The organism is Duganella sp. Dugasp56 (assembly GCF_047304105.1).
Lineage (GTDB): Bacteria > Pseudomonadota > Gammaproteobacteria > Burkholderiales > Burkholderiaceae_D > Rugamonas > Rugamonas hordei.
On sequence record NZ_JBGLYQ010000026.1, the window covers coordinates 38237 to 60937 of the forward strand.

General features: G+C 66.2%; 18 protein-coding genes. All 18 read right to left on the minus strand.

The annotated features are described in order from the left end of the window. Window positions 1–6 precede the first annotated feature (6 nt). Window positions 7–4140 carry a type VI secretion system protein gene (locus ACCD07_RS18915; RefSeq protein WP_413448236.1) on the minus strand — a complete coding sequence of 1378 codons (4134 nt, stop codon included), beginning with the start codon at window positions 4138–4140 and terminating at the stop codon, window positions 7–9. Window positions 4141–4175: 35 nt separating this feature from the next. After that, complete coding sequence (locus ACCD07_RS18920; protein ID WP_176655674.1) at window positions 4176–4943, minus strand: DotU family type IV/VI secretion system protein; 768 nt, start codon at window positions 4941–4943, stop codon at window positions 4176–4178. Next, window positions 4943–6268, minus strand: a complete 1326-nt coding sequence (tssK, locus tag ACCD07_RS18925; protein ID WP_413448237.1) for a type VI secretion system baseplate subunit TssK — start codon at window positions 6266–6268, stop codon at window positions 4943–4945. The genes ACCD07_RS18920 and tssK overlap by 1 nt, the downstream gene beginning before the upstream one ends. Window positions 6269–6287: 19 nt before the next feature. Next, the gene (locus ACCD07_RS18930) at window positions 6288–6782 is read right to left on the minus strand and encodes a hypothetical protein (protein WP_413448238.1); all 495 of its coding nucleotides are present in this window, start codon (window positions 6780–6782) and stop codon (window positions 6288–6290) included. A gap of 57 nt (window positions 6783–6839) precedes the next feature. Then, window positions 6840–8264 (minus strand): dicarboxylate/amino acid:cation symporter, encoded by a 1425-nt coding sequence (locus tag ACCD07_RS18935; protein WP_413448239.1) that lies wholly within the window; start codon window positions 8262–8264, stop codon window positions 6840–6842. Window positions 8265–8272: 8 nt separating this feature from the next. Next, window positions 8273–9556: a dicarboxylate/amino acid:cation symporter gene (locus ACCD07_RS18940; RefSeq protein WP_413448240.1), complete on the minus strand. Its 1284-nt coding sequence runs from the start codon at window positions 9554–9556 to the stop codon at window positions 8273–8275. A 10-nt stretch (window positions 9557–9566) separates the two neighbouring features. Beyond that, entirely contained in the window at window positions 9567–10457 is an 891-nt protein-coding gene (locus ACCD07_RS18945) for an ABC transporter substrate-binding protein (RefSeq protein ID WP_176655595.1), read from the minus strand. After that, window positions 10454–10714, minus strand: coding sequence for a hypothetical protein (locus tag ACCD07_RS18950; protein WP_176655594.1), 261 nt, complete (start codon window positions 10712–10714; stop codon window positions 10454–10456). The genes ACCD07_RS18945 and ACCD07_RS18950 overlap by 4 nt, the downstream gene beginning before the upstream one ends. A gap of 22 nt (window positions 10715–10736) precedes the next feature. Continuing rightward, window positions 10737–11123 (minus strand): DUF4280 domain-containing protein, encoded by a 387-nt coding sequence (locus ACCD07_RS18955; RefSeq protein ID WP_176655593.1) that lies wholly within the window; start codon window positions 11121–11123, stop codon window positions 10737–10739. Beyond that, on the minus strand, window positions 11123–11860 hold the full coding sequence (locus ACCD07_RS18960; RefSeq protein ID WP_413448241.1) for a toxin-antitoxin system YwqK family antitoxin: 738 nt from the start codon (window positions 11858–11860) through the stop codon (window positions 11123–11125). The genes ACCD07_RS18955 and ACCD07_RS18960 overlap by 1 nt, the downstream gene beginning before the upstream one ends. A gap of 1 nt (window position 11861) precedes the next feature. Then, entirely contained in the window at window positions 11862–13853 is a 1992-nt protein-coding gene (locus ACCD07_RS18965; RefSeq protein WP_413448242.1) for a type VI secretion system Vgr family protein, read from the minus strand. Continuing rightward, window positions 13850–16549 carry a type VI secretion system ATPase TssH gene (gene tssH, locus ACCD07_RS18970; RefSeq protein WP_413448243.1) on the minus strand — a complete coding sequence of 900 codons (2700 nt, stop codon included), beginning with the start codon at window positions 16547–16549 and terminating at the stop codon, window positions 13850–13852. Before tssH ends, ACCD07_RS18965 begins: the two co-directional genes overlap by 4 nt. Before the next feature lie 5 nt (window positions 16550–16554). Next, on the minus strand, window positions 16555–17583 hold the full coding sequence (gene tssG, locus ACCD07_RS18975; protein WP_413448244.1) for a type VI secretion system baseplate subunit TssG: 1029 nt from the start codon (window positions 17581–17583) through the stop codon (window positions 16555–16557). Continuing rightward, window positions 17571–19337 carry a type VI secretion system baseplate subunit TssF gene (gene tssF, locus ACCD07_RS18980; RefSeq protein ID WP_176655589.1) on the minus strand — a complete coding sequence of 589 codons (1767 nt, stop codon included), beginning with the start codon at window positions 19335–19337 and terminating at the stop codon, window positions 17571–17573. Before tssF ends, tssG begins: the two co-directional genes overlap by 13 nt. A gap of 25 nt (window positions 19338–19362) precedes the next feature. Continuing rightward, window positions 19363–19821, minus strand: a complete 459-nt coding sequence (tssE, locus tag ACCD07_RS18985) for a type VI secretion system baseplate subunit TssE (protein WP_353400255.1) — start codon at window positions 19819–19821, stop codon at window positions 19363–19365. Window positions 19822–19893: 72 nt separating this feature from the next. Continuing rightward, window positions 19894–20379: an Hcp family type VI secretion system effector gene (locus ACCD07_RS18990; protein WP_176655587.1), complete on the minus strand. Its 486-nt coding sequence runs from the start codon at window positions 20377–20379 to the stop codon at window positions 19894–19896. An 83-nt stretch (window positions 20380–20462) separates the two neighbouring features. Continuing rightward, entirely contained in the window at window positions 20463–21956 is a 1494-nt protein-coding gene (gene tssC / locus ACCD07_RS18995; protein WP_176655586.1) for a type VI secretion system contractile sheath large subunit, read from the minus strand. A gap of 50 nt (window positions 21957–22006) precedes the next feature. Next, window positions 22007–22537, minus strand: a complete 531-nt coding sequence (gene tssB, locus ACCD07_RS19000) for a type VI secretion system contractile sheath small subunit (RefSeq protein ID WP_176655585.1) — start codon at window positions 22535–22537, stop codon at window positions 22007–22009. Window positions 22538–22701 lie beyond the last annotated feature (164 nt).

A 22701-nucleotide genomic window follows, 5' to 3' on the forward strand; every position in this document is an offset into this window, starting at 1 on the left:
CTCCGATCACCAGGCCGGTGCCTTGACCGGGAACACCGGCGGCCACACCAGCGGCGTGCGCTTGCCGGCCGCGCTGACGGTCAGCCGGATGAAGACCTTGGCGCGCGTGTCGCGGGTGGCGATCTTGCCGTCGCCGATGGCCGTCATCGGGAACTCGAACTTGAGCAACTGCGAACGCGCGCCGGTGGCAGGCGCGGCATCCGCTTCGCGGTAGGCCGACACCAGGCTGAACAGCGCCCATGGATCCTCGAAGCGGTAGCTGATGGTGCGCTCGTCCACCGACATGCCCGGATGGCCGCCCTCCGCCTTCGGTATCACCGGGCCGTCCTGCGCCACGCGCAGGGTCAGCACCACCGGCAGGCCCGGCTCCCAGCGCAGCGCCCGCGCCGGGTCGCGCTGGTGCAGCGTCTGGCTGCCGATGGTCAGCGCCCAGTCGATGATCTTGTTGCCTTCGCTTTCGACGGCGGTGTTGGCGCGGAATTCCACCATCACATCCAGTCCGACCGGCTGGCCTTCCTCGGTCGGGTACAGCGGCGCCAGGAAGTCGCGCACCTTCTGCATCTGGTCGTCCACCTTGCGCACCGTGGTGGCCGCGGACGGGCGCGACGGATCGCGGTCGGAAGCGAGCGCCAGCACGTGCACGCGGTCGAACAGCTTCAGCACCGAGCCGACTTCCTCGACGTCGGCCGGCACCTTGTCGCTGGCCACCTTGCCGCCGTCCGGCGTCAGCGCGCGGAACGGCGCGCGGTTGGCCAGGCCGCTGTTGAAGGCGTCGGCAAAGCGGGTCCAGGCATCCTGGTAGCCGGTCTGCATCAGCTCGCGGCAACGCGAGTACAGGCCGGCCTGCAGGCCCTGCATGCGCTCGGAGAACACGTCGGTGGCGCGGCGCTGAGCGGCGCGCGCGGACAGCTTGTCGAGACAGTTGCCGATGTCGATGTCGGCCGCGGTGGCCAGCACGAAGTGTTCGAGCGCGGTCAGGCTGCTGGTCGGACTCTTCAGTTTGTAGCGGTTCAGGTCGGCCACCGTGGCCTGCCAGCGTATCACCAGCGGATTGCCGGCCTGCGTGCCGCCCAGTTGCAGCAGCAGCCCTTCCGCATCCTTGCCGGTCGCCTCGATGAACGATTGCTGCTGCGAGACGTAGCCGGCCAGCGCGCCGGCATCGGCCGCGCCGAACGCGTCCATCAGCGGCGCCTTCTCGCCGTTCCACGAGCGGAACGAGCGGTCGCGCGGCACGAACACTTCGGCGCGGGTCAGCGTTTCATCCAGCTGCTGCAGGCGCGACAGGGCGTCGCGGCTGAGCACGGCGGACAGGTTGTCGGCCACGCCGATGGCGCCGATATCCTGCAGCCACGAGCGCACCCGCAGGGCGCGCGCGCGATCGGCCTCGGCGGACGGCGCCTGCACTTCGCGCGCCGATACCAGGTAGGATTGCGACAGCATGTCGCGCGCCGTCTCGCCCAGCGCGGCGTCGGCCAGGTGGGCGGCCGGCGCCTGCAGCATGGCCGGGAACTTCGGCAGGAACTCGGTCTGCACGCGCTTGCGCGAGTCGGCCAGCGCCAGCACCTGGTCCAGCCGCGCGCCATCCCAGCTGACGGTGGCGCCGGACGGCACCTCAGGCAGCCGGCTCAGGTGGTTGACCTTCATGAACGGCTGCGTCAGCAGGCCGTTCAAGGCGTCCAGCAGCACCTTGCGGTCGGCCGCGAAGGCCCACGAGGAATTGGCTTCCGACCATTCCAGGCCGGAGCTCAAACCCTGCGCATGGCTGTCGGCCGACAGCGTCGCATCCCACGAAGAAATGAATTGCGTGAAGCCGTCGTCGACCTGCTTGCGGGCGTCGTCGGAAGCGCTCTTGCCCAGCAGCGAAACGCCTTGCACCTTCTGCAGCAGGTTGTCCCAGGCTGGGCCCAGGTCCAGCGTGTTGCGGTGCATCCAGGCGCCCTTGCCCGAGACCAGGTACAGCTCCTGCGCCCGCAGTGCGGTGCGCAGCGCCTGCCAGATGGCGATGGTGGTGCTGGCTTCGGCCTTCGGATCGGCCTCGTACAACGCGGCCGAACTCTCGGCAATGGTCTGCTCCGCTTTCAGCAAGCCGTTGTTGACGTACAGGCGCTTGGCCGTGGCCTTGACGGCCAGCTTGAACGAACAGCTGGCGGCATCCTGCAGCGGCTCTATCGTCAGCGACTGCACATCCTTGGCCACCTGGCGGAACAGCTTGGCGGTGCGGTCCGGATTGCCGTTCAGTTCGGTCCCCAGCAGCACGCGCACCACCAGCGCCAGGTCGTCGCCGGAAGCCGGCCCGGAGGTGGTCGATTTCAGCCGCATCATCGCCTGCAGCACCTGGTCCAGCTGCTCCATGCGCGCCACGTATTGCAGCAGCGCGGAGAATTCCGGCAAGTCCTCGATGTTGAGCGCGCTGTTCGGCATCGCCGTCATTTCGCTCCAGCGGGCCGGCAAGGTGCAGCGGCCGCCGATGATCAGGCTGCCCGAGATCGGATCGATGGGCACGCCGGTCAGCTCGCTCACGCGCGCATAGGCGGAACGGCGCAGCGGATCGAAGGCGTTGTCGGCGAAGCCTTTTTCCATGCGATTCTGCACCCGCTGGTGCAGGTTGTCGAACCAGCGCCACGAACCGGGCATGAAGAAGGAACCCAGATGGGCATTGCCCATCTGCTCGATGTTCAGCAGCGCCTCCATCGCGCGCTGGCGGCTTTGCGCCGGGTCGATCACGTTGCGGCTGGTGGCTTGCAGGCTGGCGCGCGAATCGCGGTCCAGCTTTTGCAGGTAGACCACGACGTCGGAACTGAGGCGGTGCAGGTTGACGGTGGCGAACACCAGGCCCAGCACCCACACTACGGGCACGGCGACCGCGCTCCAGCGCGCCACCCGGCTCATGGCCGGACGGCGCATGCGATGCACCGACGACGAGCGTACCAGTCCGGCCTCGGCAAAGATCTTGCGTTCGAAGATATCGCGCAGGAAGGCCGGCACGGCGCTGCCCTGCCCCGGCAGCATAGCCTGCGCCGGCGCGTCGGTGGCCAGCGTCGGCTCGGCCCATTCAGGCAAGGCGGCCGGCGCGGTGGTGGTCGTAGCGGCATCGACGGCCGGCAGGCCGGCATCGGCAGGCGCATGACCGTCGCCCAACAGCGCCGCTTCGTCGCTGCAATCGCCGGTCAGGTAGATGCCGCGCAGCAGGAACGGCTCGTGGTAGGCGCTTGGCCGCATCAGTTCTTCGGCAAAGATCTTCAGGCCGGCGCGCAGGCGCTCGATCTGGTTCGGCAGCAGGAAGTACTCGCTGCTGTCCGAGCCGGACGGTTCCAGCGCGCACAGTTCGGAACAGCTGTCCGACAGCGTGCGGCCGATCTCGTTCATGGCCGTGTCCATCCACTGCGCCTGGAACGGCGCGGCCAGTTCGTGCGGCGACGACCAGCCCAGCATCGAGCGGCGCAGCGGCTCCGGCAGCGCGGCGGCGAAGCGGGAGAAGCCCGGTATCACTTCGCAGTCGGCGATGGCGATATAGATCGGGAAGCGCAACGCCAGCCGGTTCTGCGCCAGCCACAGACGGCGGTGGATGGCCTTGGCGCGCGCGGCCAGGTCCAGCTGTCCTGCGCCCTCGGCGTCGAGGAACATGCTGGCCGGGATCGCCACGACGATGGAATCGAACGGCCGGTCCGGACGGTAGTTGCGGCACAGGCCGAGGAAATCGTCCCAGGTGTTGTTGCCGTTGGCGGCGTCCGGATCGGGCGAGCCCAGGTAGTCGGCCTGCAGCTGCACCGCCACGCCCTGGTCGAAGAAGTTCCAGTTCAGGCCCTGGGCGCCGGCGGTCAGCGTGCTGTCCGCGCTGAGCGCGCTTTGCAGGCCGGACTGCAGCAGCGGCAGTTCGCGCCCGTGGCTGCCTTCGTTGAGGATCAGCGTCCACGGCAGGCTGTAGCGTTCCGAGCGCGCCGCGATATTATTTTCAATCAGCTCCACGGCGACGCGGAACGATTGCTTGAGCGAGTCGGCGCTGATCAGGCGCGGCTGCTGGTCGGCCGGCTTGTCGGCTTTTTCCGCGCCCTTCATCGCCGCCCAGATGACGATGGCGAACAGCAGCATGACGAGCAGCGTCAACACCAGCAAGGTGGCGATGGCCGTGTTATCTGACAAGAAATTCAACACTATGCGTCGTCCCGATTAGTTGGTCACACGGTCGTGGCGAGCGCGGCGCGCACGGGCCACGATTGCCACAGCCACAGCAGTTCCGACAAGCCCAGCAGCATCAGCAGCGCCAGCACGAACACCAGGCCGCTGCGGTTGAACTTGGGCAGGCGCCGCGCCGCCAGGTGCGACAGCGTGCTGGCGTACGCCTGCTCGGACAGCGTGCGGTCGCGCCCCTGCAGGTCGGCCGGCCGCAGATACACAAACTGGAACAGCTCGCGCCGGTACTCGGCGATCTTGTCCTGCTTCTGGCCGCGGTAACGGCCCTGGAATCCCAGCGACAGCAAATACAGGTACAGCCGGCCCAGGTTGCGGCGCGACGGCTCGCGTTCGCGCAGCAGCTGGTCCAGGTCGTCGAACACGCGCTCGCCGGCAAAGCTGGACTTGAACAGCGTGGTCTCGATCAGCACGTGGCGCCAGTAGGCGCGCCCGGCCCATTCGGTGTTCAGCAACACCTCGTCGGCCAGCGCGGCCTTGAGGAAGCGTCCCTGCACCTCGGCCTCGATGCCGGCCTTGCCCGCCACGCGGCGCGCCTCCAGCGACTGCAGCTCGATCAGCTGGCACAGCTGGCGGCTCAGCGCCTCGGCCGCCGACCTGGCCTCGCCCTCGCCGACGCGGGTGGCCGCCTGCGCCGAGCGCTGCAGCACGTCGTAGAAATCGCGGAACTGCACCGACGCCAGGTCCACGCCTTCGCTGATGCCGCCGCTCCAGGCGGCCGGTGCCGTCGATGCGTTATTGGCTGCCATCGTCATCATCCTTTAATGAACAACACGACTTCCTGCGGCCGCTGGGCCTGCAGGCTTTCGTTGGCGTTGCTGATCAGCAGAGCCTGATCGGCCACGATAAATTCGTCCGACACCTCGACGCTGAACAGGGTGTAGCCGGCGCTGGCGCGCAGGCCCAGTTCCGGCGCCGCGTCGATGCGGCTGCGCTGCGCGCCCAGCACGCGGCGGTCGGTCAGCGAAGTCCACACGGTTTGCGAGCCGATCACCGCGCCCGCCATCCACTGCGCGGCCGCGCTGTCCTGCTGGCCGCGCAGGCCGATCACCAGCCGCGAGCCCAACCAGTCCGGCTGCATCGCCAGCGAGAACGACTGGCCGTCGTAGTTGAAGGTGCAGGTCTTCCATTCCTGGCTGACCTCGGCCACCAGGTCGGTCAGCGCCTTGAGCACGGCATCGAAGCCGGGCCAGGCGTCGCCATGGTCGTAGGCCGGCGGCGTGATCGGCACGGCGCCGGGACGCAAGGTCGCCAACGGCCCCAGTTGCGCGCACAGCGCCAGGTACAGCGGCAGCGGCTGCACGGCCGGCGCCGACAGCAGCGCTTCCAGCAGCGGCAGGTTCAGGATCAGGCTCGACAGGCGGGCCTTCTGCTCCAGCAGGTTGATGCGGTCCTCGGTGCGCGACGACGGCTGCGCGGTCTGGCGCGCCAGGAACACCGCCTTGTTGCGCATGTGCGTGGCCAGCTGCAGCGCGCGCTGGCGCACCGGCGACGTGGCCGGCACGTCCAGCATCGCCGGCAGGTAGGCGCCGCGATGCACGATCTCGTTGCCCTTGTTGACGGTCATCAGCTGCATCGAGGTGTAGGCGGCCGACGGCACCGGTCCCGCCGCCAGCCCCAGGTTGACGGCCATGCGCGGCACATCGGCCGCCAGCGCCTTCGACACTTCATCCTCCACCAGCGCGCTGGCGACGCCGCGGAACATCGACGGCTGGCCCGGCTGGTGCAGCGCGCGCGTATTGCCGACCACCAGGTACACCGGCAGGTCCTGCTGCGCCATCGCATCGTTCCACTGCGACAGGTCCAGCTCCAGCGACTGCCCCTGGGCCAGCGTGCTGTCGTAGGTGACGGCCATGCCGTTCGGCAGGATCGCTTCCAGCTGCAGGATGCGCAGGCGGCCGGTCGGCAGTCCAGACTCGTCGATGACGAGCTGGCGCACGCCCCAGCCGTAAGGGTTGGTCGCCATCGACTGCCAGGCCAGCAGCGCGTCGATGCGCGCACCTTCCTGCTGGAAGTGCTGCGGCGTCAACATCATCCCTTCATGCCACTGGATGCGATTGGAAAGTTGAGGTGCGGTCATTGAATGTCTTCCATATTCTTTATTGCGGCGCGCCGGGCTTGAGTTCGCTGGCGCTGAAGCCTTGTGCATTCAGCTGCACGACATAGCCGGCGTTGTTCAGCAGCAGCCGGGCGCGGTGTTCGCCGGCGTTGGCGTAACCGGCAAACACCAGCGCGGCCCAGGCCTTCTGGCCATTCCATTTTTTATCGTTCAGCTTGACCGTCTGGTTCGGCACCAGTTCGTACGGATACACGGTCAGCGCTTCCGGGAAGGTGCGCTGCAGCTCGGCGCGCGTGGCGAACCATTTGGCGGCCGGCATATTGCTCAGCGAGTCGAGCATGGCGGCGTCCTTGACCAGCACCACGTCGACGGCGATCGCGCTGTTGCTGTTGGCGTCGTCGGCGGCGCGCAGGGTCAGCACCTTCCAGTCCGGCGCCACCGGTTTCGGGTCCATGCCCACCAGCGAGCGCATGGTGTTGCAACCGCTCAGCAGCGCGGCCGCAAAGGCGAACGCAAGCAGGCTGCGGCGGGTCATGGGCGCTTCCATTCGGTGGCGGGCGTAGGTTTCATCTTCAGCTGCATAAGTCGGTCTTCAAAAAGCCCTGCGCAGGCCATAGCCCACGCCGGCGCAAAACACTGTGAACAAAGCGATCAACAACAGGAACAGTACGAACAGCGCTTGCTTGCGGGTGAAGACGAGCTTGATCGTAGACGGATGCCACACCTCGGAAACTTGCTCGGTATTAATATACAGACCATCCGCTACCAAGGCAATCAACGCCGACGATATAAGAAAGGAAAGTAAATTCCGTGGTCCTTCGCACAACACTTCGACCAGCATAAACACCGGCAAAACAGCTTCCAGCGGCAGGCCCATCGAGGCCAGGACGAAGCTGCCGAGTATCACGGATTTCACTCCGGCAATACCGACCGACCACAGCGCGGCGGTCCAGGACAGCAGGCAGATCCACGCGATGTCCGCGATGGCCAGCGGATGGTTGTACAGGTTGGCGACGAAGATCGACAGCACCGCGAAGAACATCGCCTCGCCGGCCTTGATGAACACCGGCGCGATCGGCGACACCAGCTCGACCAGGCCGCGGCTGAATCCCAGCCGCACGCTCATGCCCTGGATGAAACCCGGCACGGCGGCCACCGCCACCGGCGCGAACAGGCAGACCGTGATCGGCTCGCGCAGCGCCAGCAGCACCAGCAGCGGCGACTTCTTCAGGCGCCAGCAGATGATCGCGACCGCCGCCCCGCAGACCAGCAGCGCGGCGGTGAAGAACGCGGCCAGGAAGCCGCCCATCAGCAGGATCGCCTCGACGCCGGCGGTGGCCGTGGCGGCCGCGGACAGCACGAAGGCGGCGGCCGGCAGCAAGGTGTTGAAGCGGTTGACCAGCGATTCCAGCGCGCGGTACATGCCTTCGAAGATACCGCTGAGCTGGGCCGAACGATGCGCATCCTGCACCGCCACCGCCGCGCCGAAGCACAGCACGCCGATCAGCACCGACGGCAGCGAGCCATAGGCCAGCACGCCAAAGAAATTGTCCGGCACCAGTTCGCCCACGTCCCATCCCGCCGGCGCGCCGCCGCCGGCGTCGCGCATGGTCATGCTGAACTGCGACTCGGAGCGCAGCGCCAGCTTGCCCAACGCCGCCGTCTGCCCCGCCGACATGCCCGAGCCGGCCGCCGTGATGCTGGCCACCAGCACGCCGACCACGGCGCACAGCAGCATCGCCACCAGCGCCATGCCCGCCAGCTGCGCCAGCCGGCGCGCGGAATCGGGCTCGGACGGCAGCCGCTGCAAGCCGAAGTAGACCGCCAAGATCACGAACGGAAACGCCGCCATCTGCAGCAGCGACAGATACAGCGTCGACACCGCCGCCAGCAATCCGGCGCTGTTGGGGAACAGCGTGCCGACCCAGCCGCCCAGCAGCATCGCGCCCAGCAGCGTGGCCGGATGCTGGAAGATATCCTTCAGCTGGAAGATGGCGGGTTTGACGAGGGTCTGCATGGCCGGTCCTAGAGCTTGACGGGTTCGGCGCAGATGGCCGCGACGGCGGCGCAGCTGCCGATCACGGTCACGGCGGTGCGCGCCATCGCGCAGATCGGATCGACCGCCACCAGCAGGATGAACGCGGCCTCGAACGGCAGCGAGAAATAGCTGCAGATGGTGCCGATCAGCGATACCGTCACCACGCCCGCCATACCCGACGAGGCAAAGCCCGACAGCACCGACACCAGCACCAGCACGCCCAGCTCGACCGGCGACATCGCGCGGCCGTACAGCGCGGCGATGAACAGCGTGCCGCAGGCGAAGTAGGCGACGGCGCCCACGCGCAGCAGCGAAATACTCAGCGGCACCAGCAACTCCACCCGCGCCCGCGCGAACTGCAAATGCTCGACCAGCCCGCTGACCATGGCCGGCATGCAGGTGGCGCTGTTGTTGGTCGCCACGCCCAGCGCGAATGGTTCGCGCATGGCCGCCATCACGGCCGCGAACGGCACGCCGGCGCGGCGGCCGATCAAGATCATCGCCAGCGCCATCAGCAAGGTGGACACCACCAGGAACAGGATCACGAAGCCGGCCATGGCGCGGATCGGCTGCAGCCCGGTCTGCGCCACCTGGCTGGCCGCCATGCAGACCAGGATGAACGGTATCGGCAGGTTGACCCAGCGCGTCAGCGTCTGGCAGGCGTGGTAGATGGTCTCCAGCGCCTGGTGCAGGCCGCTCGAGATGCGGCTCGGCACCTGCCCCGCCGCAAAGCCGAACAGCAGCGCGAACACCAGCGCCTTCAGCGTCTCGCCGTTGGCCAGCGAGGCGAAGATGTTTTGCGGGATCAGCGACTGCAGCACTTCCTTCAGGCTGGCGCGGTGCGGCGGCTCCTCCACCGTGCGCATCGCCATTTCCGTGTTGCTGCGGTCGCCGTCGGCGCTGACGATCTTGCCCAGGGCGATGCGGGTTTCGTTGGGCAGGTTGCCTCCGGGGCGCACCAGCACCGAACAGGCCGTCGCCAGCACCGCCACGATCAGCGAGAACGCCACGAACACCACCACCACGCGCTTGAAGATGCGGGCGGCGCCGCCGTCGCGGTACAGGTTCTGCAGGCTGAAGATGACGGCCGAGATCATGAACGGCAGCACGATCATTTTCAGCAGGTCGACATACACCACGCCGACCACGCTCAGGTGCAGCGCCAACGCGGGGGCGGCCCAGCCCAGCACGCCGCCGGCGAGGACGCAGGCCAGCACCGTCCACGGGTTCAGGGCCCAGTGCTGGTAACGCTGCATGCTTGTTGCATCCACGTGGATTTCCTTATTTGGTCGATTTGAGCATGCTGCTCACGGTGGGCTTCTCGGCCCGTTGCGCAATCACTTCATTGACGAACGACAGCAAGGTCTGGTCGCGGATGCCGACCATGATGCTCAGCGGCGACTCCAGGTCGTTGAAGGTCACCGTGCGCAAGGTCAGCGCCAGGCTGGGGTCGTTGTTCACGATCTGCATCACTTCCAGCTCGTCGCGGTAGGCCGCCACCACATCGCCCTTCTTGGCGGCCTCGACCGCCTCGGTCCAGGTCGGATAGCTGACTAGCTTGGCCTTGGGGAAGTTGCGGCGACCGAACTCCTCCCACGACGATCCGGCGATGACGCTGATGGTGCCGGTGAAGTTGCGGATCACTTCCGGCAGCGGCCGGTCGCCGGCGACTTCGGCAAAGCGGATACGGTTGATCAGTAGCGCGTGGCCGAGGCGCATGTAGGAGTTGGAGAAATGCACCATCTGCCCTCGCTTGAGCGTGCGCGCCAGCCGGCTGATGCCCAGGTCGGCGTTGCCGACCGCGACCTGCTCGGCAACGCCATCGAAGGTCTTGGGGCTGCGGTCGAAGCGCACCGGAACGCCGAGTTCCCTGCCGATCAGCTTGGCGAGGTCGACATCGGTGCCGACCAGGTCGCCGCTTTTATTGACCGAAAAGAAAGGCGGGTTATCGGCGGCCAGCATCGAGACCACCAGCTCGCCGCGATTGACGATGCGGGCGATGTCCGGTGCCAGCTGGCGGCCGTCGGCCATCGGGACCAGCGGCGAGCGGCCGGCGTCGGCGGCCGCAGCAGCGGTGGCCGCGCGCGCGGTCTTCTGCCCGCCCTGCGCCCAGCCGGCATTGCACAGGCACAGTGCGGCCAGCAGCAGCATCAAGTTGCGCAGGCGGCTCATTGGGCGGCTTTCTGCACGGCGTTGGCGCGCTCGGTGACGGGCGCGGCGGCGGCCGCCGCGTCGTTGGCGATCTTGCCGGTGATTTGCTGGCGGGCGCGGTCGGCGGCGTTGCCGGCTGCGGTGGCGCCGGGCACAGGCTTATCCACCATGCTCTGGCCGACCTGGTAACCCAGGGCGAACAGCAGCACCATCAGCGCCACGCCGGAAAAGAGGGCCAGCGCGATCAAGCGGGGAGTCAAGCTGAATCGGTATTCCATGATAGCGTTCGCGGTTAAGAGTTCAGGGGATGGAAACGGTGGTCTGGCCCGGCGCGTTGATGCCGATCACGCCGCCCCACATGCACATCAGTTTCGACGAATTGTTCAACGCCGGCATATTGCCGATCAGGACGGTCGGCGAGCCCGGCACCCACGGCGCCGTGGTGGCGGGAATGCACGGCATCGGCGTCAGCACGCCCAGCGCCGCCGCCGTGGCCGCCGCCACCATCGGGTTCGCCATCGACTGGCACATGCCGAACGGCAGGATGTTCATCATCGGCTTGTTGTCCATGATGTTGGCGTCCGGCACCGCGGTCAGCACGCAGTTGGCCGGCAGCACCATCAACGTCCCCGGCGCCACGCCGAAGGTACATTTGAGCATCGCGCCCATGCAGGTCTGTTGTCCCATCAGCTTCCCCTTACCAGCTTTTGCAGCCGGTCCAGAATTGCGGGTGTGGCCGCGACATTGTCGGTGCGCTTGCCCTTGGGGTCGAAGCGCGCGGGCGAGCCGACCGGCTTGCCGTCGCGGTAGATCACTTCTTCCATCAGTTCGCCGTCGGGCCAGTAGCGGCGCAGCGGGCCGTGCAGCAAATTGGCGCGGTAGGTGCAGGTTTGCACCACGCCGCCCTGAGCGTCGAAGTCGGTGGACTCGCCGTCCATCAGGCCGGCCTTGTAATGCGACTTGCGCACGCGCAGGCCTTCGTAAAAGAATTCGGCCGGGCCGTGGATCTGGCCGTCGACCATGTTCAGGCGCGCGGTCAGGTGGCCGGCTTCGTCATACGACAGCGATTGGCCGTTCGGTACGCCCGCCACCATCATCTGCCGCGCGACGCAGCGGCCGTTGACGTAGGTTTCCATCTGGCCGTGGGCGACGCCGTGCTGGAACTGCGATTGCTGCACCAGCCTGCCGTCCTGGCCGTAGACGCGCATGGTGCCGTGCATCTTGCCGGACTCGAAGTGCGTCTTCATCACGGGATCGCCCTTGTCGCCGTACTGCTCGAACGGGCCGTGCAGCACGCCGTCGCGCAGCCATGCGCGTTGCAGCAGCTGGCCGGCGTCGCTGTGCTCCTCGATCAGTTGCGGCTCGGACTGCGGCACTGGCTCGGCGGCTATTTGATCTTCCGGCAGTTCGGTCTCGGTCGCCATGTCAGTTCACCTTGGCCAGTGCGCCCTTGAGGGTCAGCATCGCGCCGGCCTCCACGGTCTGGGTTGCGTCGGCCTTGCTGTTGATGATGGGCGCCTTGTTATCCATCTGCACCGCCGCCTGGTTGACCATCTTCATGCCGGCCTTGTTGGTCAGGTCGGTGCCGGACTGGTTGGTCAGCGTGGTGCCCGACTTGGCCGTCAGCGCCGTGCCGGCCGTGATGCCGTAGGTGGTGCCGGATTCCTCGGTCACCGCCGCGCTGGACTTGATGCTGATGTCGCCGGTGACGGTGATGGTCAGCTTGCCGTCGATGGTGAGCGCGTAGTCGCCCGTCACCTTGTGCGTGAACTTGGCGCTGTTGGTGTGGGTTTCGTCGCCCGTCACGGTCACCTCGCGGGTGCCTTTGACGTTGTGCGTCTCCTTGCCCTTCTGGACGTCGACGGTGCGGTCGCCTTCCTGCAGCGTATGGATCTCCGCGCCCTTCTTCACCGTGGTGGTCAGCGCGTTCTCGATCTCGGTCAGCATGTCCTTCTGCGCGTGCATGTACAGCTGCTCCGAATCCTTCTTGTCCTCAAAGCGTAATTCGTTGCCGGCCGCGCCCTGCTTGGACGACCAGGTGCGCATGATGGTCTGCGTCTGGTTGGCGGGCAGCTCGGCCGGCGTGGCGTTCTCGCCGTTGTAGACGCAGCCCGTCACCAGCGGCCGTTCCGGGTCGCCGTTCAAGTAAGTGATCACCACTTCCTGCCCCACGCGCGGCAGGAACAGCGCGCCGAAGCCCTTGCCGGCCACCGACTGCGCCACCCGCATCCAGGTCGAACTCTTGTCGTCCTTGACGCCGTCGCGGTCCCACGGGAACTGCACCTTGATGCGGCCGTACTTGTCGGTCCAGATTTCCTCGCCGCTGGGACCCACCACCAGCGCCGTCTCGCAGCCGACCGCGCGCGGACGCGCCGTCTGCACCGGCGGGCGGAACGGCACCGTCGCCGGAAACGCCTCAAACGAATTGGTGTACATGTCGTCGCGCGCCGTGTGGTGCACGCGGCGCAGCACGAAGGCGGCATTCAGCGCGGTGACGAAATGGTCGGACAGCGTGAACTTGGTGCCGGCGCTGAACGGATAGCAGAAGCTGTCGCCGCGCAGCACCTCGGCGTTGACCTGGCTGGCTTCCACGCGCAACTTGGCGATGGCCGTCGCCGCGCTGACGGCCAGGTGGCCGGTGGCGAATTCGTACACCGCGCCGCTGCCGTCCGTGGCCGAATGCGTACCCTCCAGCGAGGTGCTTGGATTGATGAAATCGTAATCGTTGACGGTGGCTTTCTTCACCGCGATGGTGTTCTCGTGGGCGAAGCGCGACACCGTGTCGATCGGGTTGTTCATGCCGGTGCGCGGGAAGAAGCGCACCGCCGCCGCGCCCGTGCAGTCGGCGAAATTGGACGACGCGTCGCCCAGCACCATCGTGTGCGCGCTGCTGGTGAAGGTGAAGAAGTAGAAGATGCCGTTCTGCTCCATCAAACGGCTGATGAAATCGAACGCCGTCTCGTCGTACTGCACGATGTAGTCCTGCGCAGTGTAGGTCTGCGTCAGCTTGTCGTCGAAGGTGATGCTGAAATCGCCCAGCACCGCCTTGATGATTTCCGCCACCGTCTTGGCCTGGTAGATCTTGCGGTCGCGCGACAGCGTCAGCAGCCAGAGCATGGGCACCACTTCCGCCTCGTAGGTGGCGAAGTCCATGTCGAAGCCGCTCTGGATGAAGCGCGACACCATGCCGGTGATATAGCGCTTGGTCGCGCCCTCGACGTTCATCGTCACCGTCATGGTCTTGCCGACCACGGTGGCGGCGCTCAGGCTGGTGCTGCTGGAGCGCATGTGCAGGTTGAACTTGAACAGCTCCGAAATGCCCTCGCTGCCTTCGACGGCGTCGAGCAGCAGGTCGTTGTCGCCAAACGGCGACGACACGGCCAGCAGGCCTCCTGGCTGCTCGAAGCCGGTCTTCATGGCTGCCCTCGCAGCGGATGGTCGCGGAAGGTGTAGGCGAAGTGGTCGTCGGCGCCCACGCTCATGTGGATGGCGGTGAACGGCTTCAGCTCCGACATGCGTTCCAGCACCAGCGACGACAGCAGCGGCAGCACCGTCTGCGTCAGGATGAAATCGATGTTGCGGGCGCCGCTGTCGACTTCCGTGCAGCGCGCGGTGACGACCTCGGTCACGCGGTCGTCCCAGGTGAAGCGGGCATTGTGGTTCTCGGCGAAGCGCGCCGCCAGCTTGGCCAGCTTGAGATCGACGATATTGCTGATCTGCTCATCGCCCAGCGGATAGTACGGCACCAGCACCAGCCGGCCCAGGAAGGCGGGGCTGAACTGGCGCAGCAGCGCCGGCCGCAGTTGCTCGATCAATTCGGTCGGATCCGGACGCTTGCCATTGGCGCAGGCCTGCGTGATGACGTCCTGCGCGGCGTTGGACGTCAGCAGGATCAGCGTGTTCTTGAAATCGATGGTGATGCCTTCGCCGTCTTCCATCGTTCCCTTGTCGAACACCTGGAAGAACAGCTCCAGCACGTCCGGGTGGGCTTTCTCCATCTCGTCCAGCAGCACCACGCAGTAGGGCCGGCGGCGCACGGCCTCGGTCAGCACGCCGCCCTTGCCGTAGCCGACATAGCCCGGCGGCGCGCCCTTCAGGCTGGAGATCGAATGCGCCTCCTGGAACTCCGACATGTTGATCGTGACCATATTGCGTTCGCCGCCGTACAGCATGTCGGCCAGCGCGAAGGCGGTTTCGGTCTTGCCGACGCCGCTCGGACCGACCAGCATGAACACGCCTACCGGCTTGCTTGGATCATCCAGCTCGGCGCGGAAGGTGCGCACGCGGCGGGCGATCGCGTCCAGCGCCTGCGACTGGCCAACCACGCGGTCTTCGAGGCGCTCCTTCAGCTGCAGCACGGTGTGGATCTCGTCGGCCAGCATCTTGCCGACCGGGATGCCGGTCCAGCCGGAGATGACGCCTGCGACGATCTTCGAGTCCACGCAGACCGGCACCAGCGGTTCGTCGTCCTGTATCGCTTCCAGGCCTTTTTGCAGGCGCTGCAACTGGTCGCCGCGCGAAATGCGTTCCTCGTCGTCGAGCGCGGCGCCGTCGTCGGCCGATGCGGCGATCTCGCGGCGCAGCGCGACGATTTCGTCGACGGCGCGGCGCTCATCCGCCAGCTTGTCCTTCAAACGTGTTTGCTTGGCCAGCAGCAGCGCCAGTTGCGCATCGAGCTTGGCGATGGCCACGCCCTGGTCCTCACCGCGCGCGTGCTGCTGGCGGGCGATGCGCAGTTCTTCGGTGGCCAGTACGATCTCGTGGTCCAGCGATTCCAGCTGCGGCGGCGCGCCGGCCTGGCCGATCGACACACGGGCGCAGGCGGTATCGAGCACGCTGATGGCCTTGTCCGGCAACTGGCGGCCGGTGATGTAGCGGTGCGACAGGCGCACGGCGTCGGTCACGGCTTCGTCGAGGATCTCGACACCGTGGTGCTGTTCCAGCGTGGCGACCATGCCGCGCAACATGCCGATGGCGGCTTCCGGCGCGGGCTCCTCCACCTTCACCACCTGGAAGCGGCGCGCCAGCGCGGGATCGCGCTCCACGTATTTCTTGTACTCGGCCCAGGTGGTGGCGGCGATGGTACGCAGTTCTCCGCGCGCCAACGCGGGCTTGAGCAGGTTGGCGGCGTCGCCCTGCCCTTCACTGCCGCCGGCGCCGATCAGCTGGTGCGCTTCGTCGATGAACAGCACGATGGGCGTGGCCGAGGCGCGCACTTCGGCGATCACCGATTTGAGGCGGTTTTCAAATTCGCCCTTGATGCCGGCGCCGGCCTGCAGCAGCGCCAGGTCCAGCGTGCGCACGACGACGTTGGCCAGCGATGGCGGCACCGCGCCCGATGCGATGCGCTGTGCGAAGCCTTCCACCACGGCGGTCTTGCCGACGCCCGCCTCGCCGGTCAGGATGGGATTGTTCTGGCGGCGGCGCAGCAGGATGTCGATGATCTGGCGGATCTCGGCGTCGCGGCCGCGTATCGGATCGATGCGGCCGGCGCGCGCCAGTGCCGTCATGTCGACCGTGTACTGGTCCAGCGACGGCGTGGCGCCACCGGCGGCCTGCGGCGTGGGCATGCTGCCTGTCGGCTGCGGGCTGGCCGTAGCCGCCGGCACGGCGGAAGGCGGCAGCACCGTGCCGCCATCCTCCGCCGATCCGGCCAGCAGTGCCGGCAGTTCCTTCTTCAATTGGTCGCGCGGAATCTTCAGCAGTTCGGGCGCGGTCTCGATCAGCATGCCGCGCAGACTGTCCACTTCCAGCATCGCCAGCAGCACGGTGCCGGAGCGTATCTGCTGGCTGCCCAGCAGCATGGAGCTCAGCAGCCACGCCTCCTGGAACAGTGGCATGAAGTGCGGCGACAGCGCCGGCGTGCGGCCGTTGCCGCGCTTGAAGCCGTCCATGCTGCGTTGCAGCTGCGCCGTCACCGCGCTCTCGCCGATGCCGAAGCGCTGCAACAGCAGCACGAAGTCCGGCACTCGTTCTTCCAGCAGCGTAAACAGCAAATGTTCCAGCTCGACGTTGTACTGAGTCTGCTTCACGCAAAGCTCGGCGGCATGGCCCATCGCCCGCTTGCATTCTGGATTGAGCTTGGACAGCAGTGTGCGGATATCGATTTCCATGGCGCTCAGCCTTCCTCGTTCGACAGCAGGAAATTGGCCGGCTGGTAGCGCACCGGCGTGGCATCGTCCGCGCTTCGTGCGCTGCACAGCCAGGTGCTCAGGCCCAGACGCGGCGGCAGCGCTGCGTCGGCGCTCAGGCGCGTCTCTGGACGAACCGCCAGGTCGAGCCGCAGCCGCACCTGGAAGTCGCGCTGCAGATGGCGTCCCACCAACCAGCCGAGCAGCGAATTGTTCTTGGCGCCCGGCAGCAGCGCCGCATACTGCGCCGGCTGCAGCGGCGGCGCATCGAGCGCCATGCCGGCGCCCTGGTCCCAGGCGCGCGCGCCCAGGCTGGCGCCCATGCCGAGACGGGACTGTAAGGTGGCAGGCTTGCCGGGATCGTGCAGTGTGGCGCGGTCGCACGGCGCCAGCGGATGCCAGCCGCCGACGAACTGCTTGCCCGAGAAATGCACGCCCATCCGGTCGCGCACCACGGCCAGCAGCGACACCATCGAACGCGGCGCGGCGCCTTGCAGGCCGGCGTGGCGCAGCCATGCCTGTTCGCCGTCCGGTCCGCGCACGCCCTCCGCGCGCCCCAGGCTGGCCAGCGCGTCGAGGCTGCGCACGATAGGCGCTTCGTTGATGCTGCCGGTGCTCAGCGCCATGTGGTGCTTGCGGCGGCTGCGGTACAGGAAGCCCAGCAAACGCTGATTGAAGATGTCGAGGAAATCCAGGCCGGAGTTGTCGCGCGCGCGGCGGCGGTCCATCAGCAGCTCGGTGAACGGCGTAGGCAGCGGGCCTTGCGAGCCGGCCAACGTCAGCACCGGCGACTTCAAGGTCAGCGGCGGGCCTGGCTGCTTGCTGTCGTGCAGATCGCTGATGTCGCTGGGAGCGAACGACATCTCCACCTGCGCCTTCAGCCGCAGCGCCTCGTCCATGCCGACCGAGGTGCCGACCGGCGCGCGCGCAGGTTCGCTGCGCTCCAGGATGCTGATCGCCTGGAACAGATCGAAGGCATGCGGGTCGTCCCGCAGCAGCGACATCAGATCAGACATTGCCGTCCACTCATGGCAGGCCACTGCATCCACGGTTCGCCGCCGCGCGTGACGGCCAGGCGGACGAAGGAATTAGCGGAGGTGTACAAAGCGAAAAACCGCGACAGCACGCCGGCCAGCACCAGCGGCGAGGTGCCGACGAATGCGTCGGCGTCGAACTCCAGCACGATGTCGGTGCCGCGGCAGTGGCCGCGCCAGGTGTCCGTGCCCAGCCGCGCCGTGGCGACCGAGGCCACCATGCTTTTTACGCCGCGCACCTGCGCCTGGTCGCGGGCGCTGTCGCCGGCGAACAGCATCAGCATTTTGCGCAGCGTGTCGACGCCGGTGGTGCCGTCCACCAGCGAGCGGTGGTTCAGGCGCAGCAGCGCCACCAGCGACCACAGGGCCTTGGCTTCCATCACCGGCGGGCGCTGCGCGCTCGGCTGGTACAGCGTGCGTATCACCGTCGACGTGGAGATGCCTTCGCCGTAGAAGCGTGTGCCGGGGCCGATCTGTTCGGCCAGGCCGCGGTTGGTGCACAGCAGCTGGGCATAGACCACCGGTTCGTCCGGCATGCTGCGCACGTCGCTGCGGTCGATAAAACTCAGGTAGACGTCGGTGCCGGTGATGCCCTTGCGCAGGCTCATCTCGCGGCGCAGCGACCAGTACACGTCGGCGTCGTCCGACTCGTCGGCGGTGGATTCGGCGTAGACGCTGGGGATGATGGTCGGGCGGTCGGCGCGCGGGTCGGACGCGGTGACCGACACCACCGAATGCACCTCCATCACCGCCTCGCGCTGGTAGTCCGGCACCAGCATGTATTCGTAGTGGCGGCGATGCAGGCGTATCGGTTCGCTGGTGACGGGGAACAGGTTCACGGCCGGCACGCAGCCCAGCAGGAAGTTGTCCGCGCTGAGCTGCGACAGCACGCGCGCGCGGCGGTTGAACACGAAGCGCACCGAGAAGCCGCTGCCGCTGCCCAGCAGGCCGCGCAAGCCCTTCAGGTCGAAGAACTGGAACTTGCGCGGGAAGGCGAAGTATTCCTGCAGCAGCGCATAGGCCGGATGCGCATGCGCTGGCTGGGCCAGGATGGCTTCGTTTTCTTCAAAACCCACCTCGGCCAGCGCGTTGGGGCCGAGGCGGTGCACGGCGCCGTCGCCGGAAACCAGCTCGATGCGTTCCAGGCCGCTGATCAGCAATTCGTGCAGCGGCATCGTCGTCATCAGGTCGCCGGACAGGTGCAGGCGCAGGCTGTCCAGTTCCAGCTCGGAGACGTCGAGGCCGGGGTCGCAGCGCAGGTCCAGGCGCAGGGTCGGCCGGTTTTCCTGCGTGTCTTCCATCTTGGCGACGGCCACCTGCAATGGCCACAGCGTGGTGTTCCACGCCACCTGGAAGCGGCAGTTCTCGCCGGTGGACGCGGTGGTGGTCAGCATGGCGCCGCGCACGACCGGCATGCCGGCCATGACCTTGCCCTGCGAGGAATCGAGCGTCATGCGCACCACCGTCATGGCCGGCACGGGCTGCGTCAGGCTCGGGCACAGGTTGTCCAGCATGGCGCCGGCGATGGTGGGGAAATCGCGGTCGAGGTCGCGGTGCACGCGGGCGGTCAGGAAGGCCACCGATTCGATCAGCCGTTCGGTGTGCGGATCGGCAGATTCGCCGCCGTTCAGCACCAGCCGCTGCGCCACCTTCGGATAGCGTTCCGCGAAGTCGGCCGACTGCGTGCGCAGATAGGATAGTTCGCGGCGGTAGTATTCAAGGATATCGTCGCTCACGGCGTGGCCTCCCGCTGGCCGGTCGTCATGCGGCCGCCTGCATTGCCGCTGAACGGGCGTCCAGGGCGACGTCGAAATTCACCCGGCACAGCTGCTGGCCGAGCATGACCACGGCGGCGATGGAGGCGCGGGCGGCGTAGGGTTTGACGGGATCGGCCAGCACCTGCACCTTCACATGCGACAGGCGCGGCTCGAACAGCGCCAGACTGCGTTCGAGCACGGTCGACCAGACGTACAGGTCCTGGTCCGATTGCGGCGACAGCGCCAGCATATCGGGCAGGCCATAGTCGAGGATCGTGGGATCGCCTTCCAGGAACTCCTGTATCGTCAGCGCGTTGCGTACATTGAACAGCCGCATCAGGTCCAGCTGCAGCGAGTGTTGCAAGCCGCCGCCATCGAGCAGCCTGCCATCCGGGGAAGCGTGCGCCACGCCGGTCAGCCGATCAAACAACGGAACAAGCGACGCCGTGATGGCTTTAGACATAGTTTCTCAACGATACGCGGTGATGATGAACAGGCCGGCGGCGCGCCCGCAGGCACGCGCCGGCTACGTGCATCAATCCGCTTTCATCGTCTCCAGGTTCCAGTTCCACGTGCCGGTGCCCTTCGCGGTCGAATCCGACTGCTGCTGGGTGTAGTCGCACTTGATCTTGGTGAAGCTGATCGAGAACGAATCCGACGGAATGCCGCCGCCGCCGGAAGTGCTGATGTTCGAGATCATGGCGTTGGTCATCTCGTACTTGAAGAAGCTCATGTACTTGCCATTCTCGACGCGCCCCACGTGCAGCGTGGCGGTGCCGATCTTGGTGCCCTGGGTACAGGCCTTGTACATTTCCGTGGTCGACAGGTCGGACATTTTCGAGAACGAAATCTCGGAAAACACCGGACGGCCGGAGGTACGCTCGGTGTTCGAGGCGTCCATTTGCAGCGGCATCGAGGCGCTGTGCGAGTACGACAGCACGATCACCTTGTCGGTATAACCGGTCACCATGCAGTTGCCCTTGATGGTGGTGCCCAAATCCAAAATAAGTACGTCAGACATTGCTGGCTCCAAATTTTTATAAGCAGACCCGGGCGCCGCGATGGCGCCGGGTGTGCGGGAACTTCATTGTGTATGGCGGGATATCAACCGGCGGCGGCCGGCAGTTCGGCCACCAGGCGGATCGACGTGGTCAGCTCTTCCATCTGGAAGTGCGGTCGCAGGAACACCGTGGCCGAGTAGGCGCCAGGCTTGCCTGGCTTCTCGGTCACATCGACGCGGCCTTCGGCCAGCGGGAAGCGGGCCTTCTCGCCTTGCGTCGCGTTCGGGCTCAGCAGAACGTAGGAGCTCAGCCACGAGTTCAGGTAGTTCTCCACGCTTTGACGGGTCTGGAAGCTGCCGACCTTGTCGCGCATGATGACCTTGATGTAGTGGGCGAAGCGCGAAGCGGCCAGCACGTACGGCAGGCGCGACGACAATGCCGCGTTGGCGTTGGCCGTGTCCAGGTTGTACAGCTTCGGCTTGTTGACGGTCTGGCCGCCGAAGAAGGCGGCAAAGTCCGAACCCTTGGAATTGACGGCGGCGATGAAGCCCAGGTCGTTCAACTCTTTCTCGCGGCGGTCGGTGATCGCCACTTCGGTCGGGCACTTCAGCACGACATCGCCTTCGTCGGTCTTGTAGGTGTGCGCGGTCATGCCCTCGATCTTGCCGCCGCCTTCCACGCCGCGGATCGCGGTGGTCCAGCTGTGCTTGGCGTAGGCGTCGGTGATGCGCAGGCCCAGTTGGTAAGCCGAGTTGGCCCACAGGTATTTGCTGTGGTCGCGGCCGTCGACGTCTTCCTCGAAGCTGAAGCTCTCAACCGGGCTGGTCTTGGCGCCGTACGGCAGGCGCGCGGCGTAGCGCGGCAGCACCATGGCGATGTAGCGCGAGTCTTCCGATTCGCGGAAACCGCGCCAAGAGGCCAGTTCGGCGCTCTCGAAGATCTTCGACATGTCGCGCGGCACGCCCAGCTCGGTGAACTCGGTCATGTCGAACAGCGACGGCGCGGCGGCCGTGATGAACGGCGCGTGCGCGGCGGCGGCGACCTTGGACAGGCGCTGCAGCAGGGCGATATCCTGTGGATGACGGCCGAAGTAGTAATCGCCGATCATCAGCGAATACGGGGCGCCGCCGAAGGTGCCGTACTCTTCCTCGTAGACCTTCTTGAACAGCACGCTCATGTCGTGGTCAACGGCGCTCTCCAGGTCTTTCAGCAGTTCTTTCTTCGACACGTTCAGCAGACGCAGCTTGAGCGTCGGGCCGGTCTCGGTGCCGTAGACCATGTCGTGCAGGCCGCGCCAGGAGCCTTCCAGCTTCTGGAATTCCTCGTGGTGCATGATGGCGTTCAACTGGTCGCTGAGGATGCGGTCGATTTCGGCCACGCGCTCGTTGATGGTTGCGACCACGCCCTTGTCCGGTGCGGTTTTCATGCCTTCGTCCAGCACCTGCGAAGCGAATTGGCCCAGCAGTTTTTTAGCGTAAGCGTTTTGCGACGGATCGACCGCCATCTTGCCTTCCTGGACGATACGATCCAGCAAGCTCAGTTCGCCGGCGGATTCCGTCGACTTGGCACCGCCTTTGGCGGATTGACTAGTAGCCATGATTTAGCTCTCTTTGGTAAACGATGAGGGGAAGCGCGAGGCGCGCGCTATCAGGATGGGGTCGCTTCCGCGTCCGCCGCCGGCGCTTCAGCGGCCGGTCCCTGGTCCTTGAGGGTTTTCAGCTCTTCCGAGTTCTGGACGATGTTTTCCAGCAACGCGTCGAGCTCATCGTTGCCATCGAGCTTGCCGAGCAGGTCGCGCAATTGCTGGCGCACTTCCAGCAGCTTGGCCAGGCGCGGCACCTGCTTGACGATGGCTTCCGGATGGAAGTGATCGAATTCGGTGAAGTTCAGTTCGACCTTGAGGTTGCCTTCGCCCTTGTAGGTGTCCGGCACCGAGATGTCGAGGCGCGGGGCGATCTTGCCCATCACTTCGTTGAAGTTGTCGCGGTCGATTTCAATCAGTCGTCGGGCTTTGAGCTTGGGCGGCGGGACCAGCGGCTGACCGGACAAATCGGCCAGCAAGCCTACCACCAGAGGCAGTTCTTTCTTTTCAGTGGCGTCACCAATTTCGACGTCGTACGTGATTTGCACACGTGGCGGACGATTGCGTCCCACCCATTTTTGTAAGCTGTCTGACATTCACATCTCCACATTCTGGTGACGAGCGGCTGACGATCGACTACTAAAAAAACAGGTGGAATGGAGTCCTGGAGTGCTCTCTCGCCGCCACCACTTCGCTGCGCCGCAACGTAATTGATAGGTACAATACTTTCCAATACTCAATTGATAATAAATGTAAATTC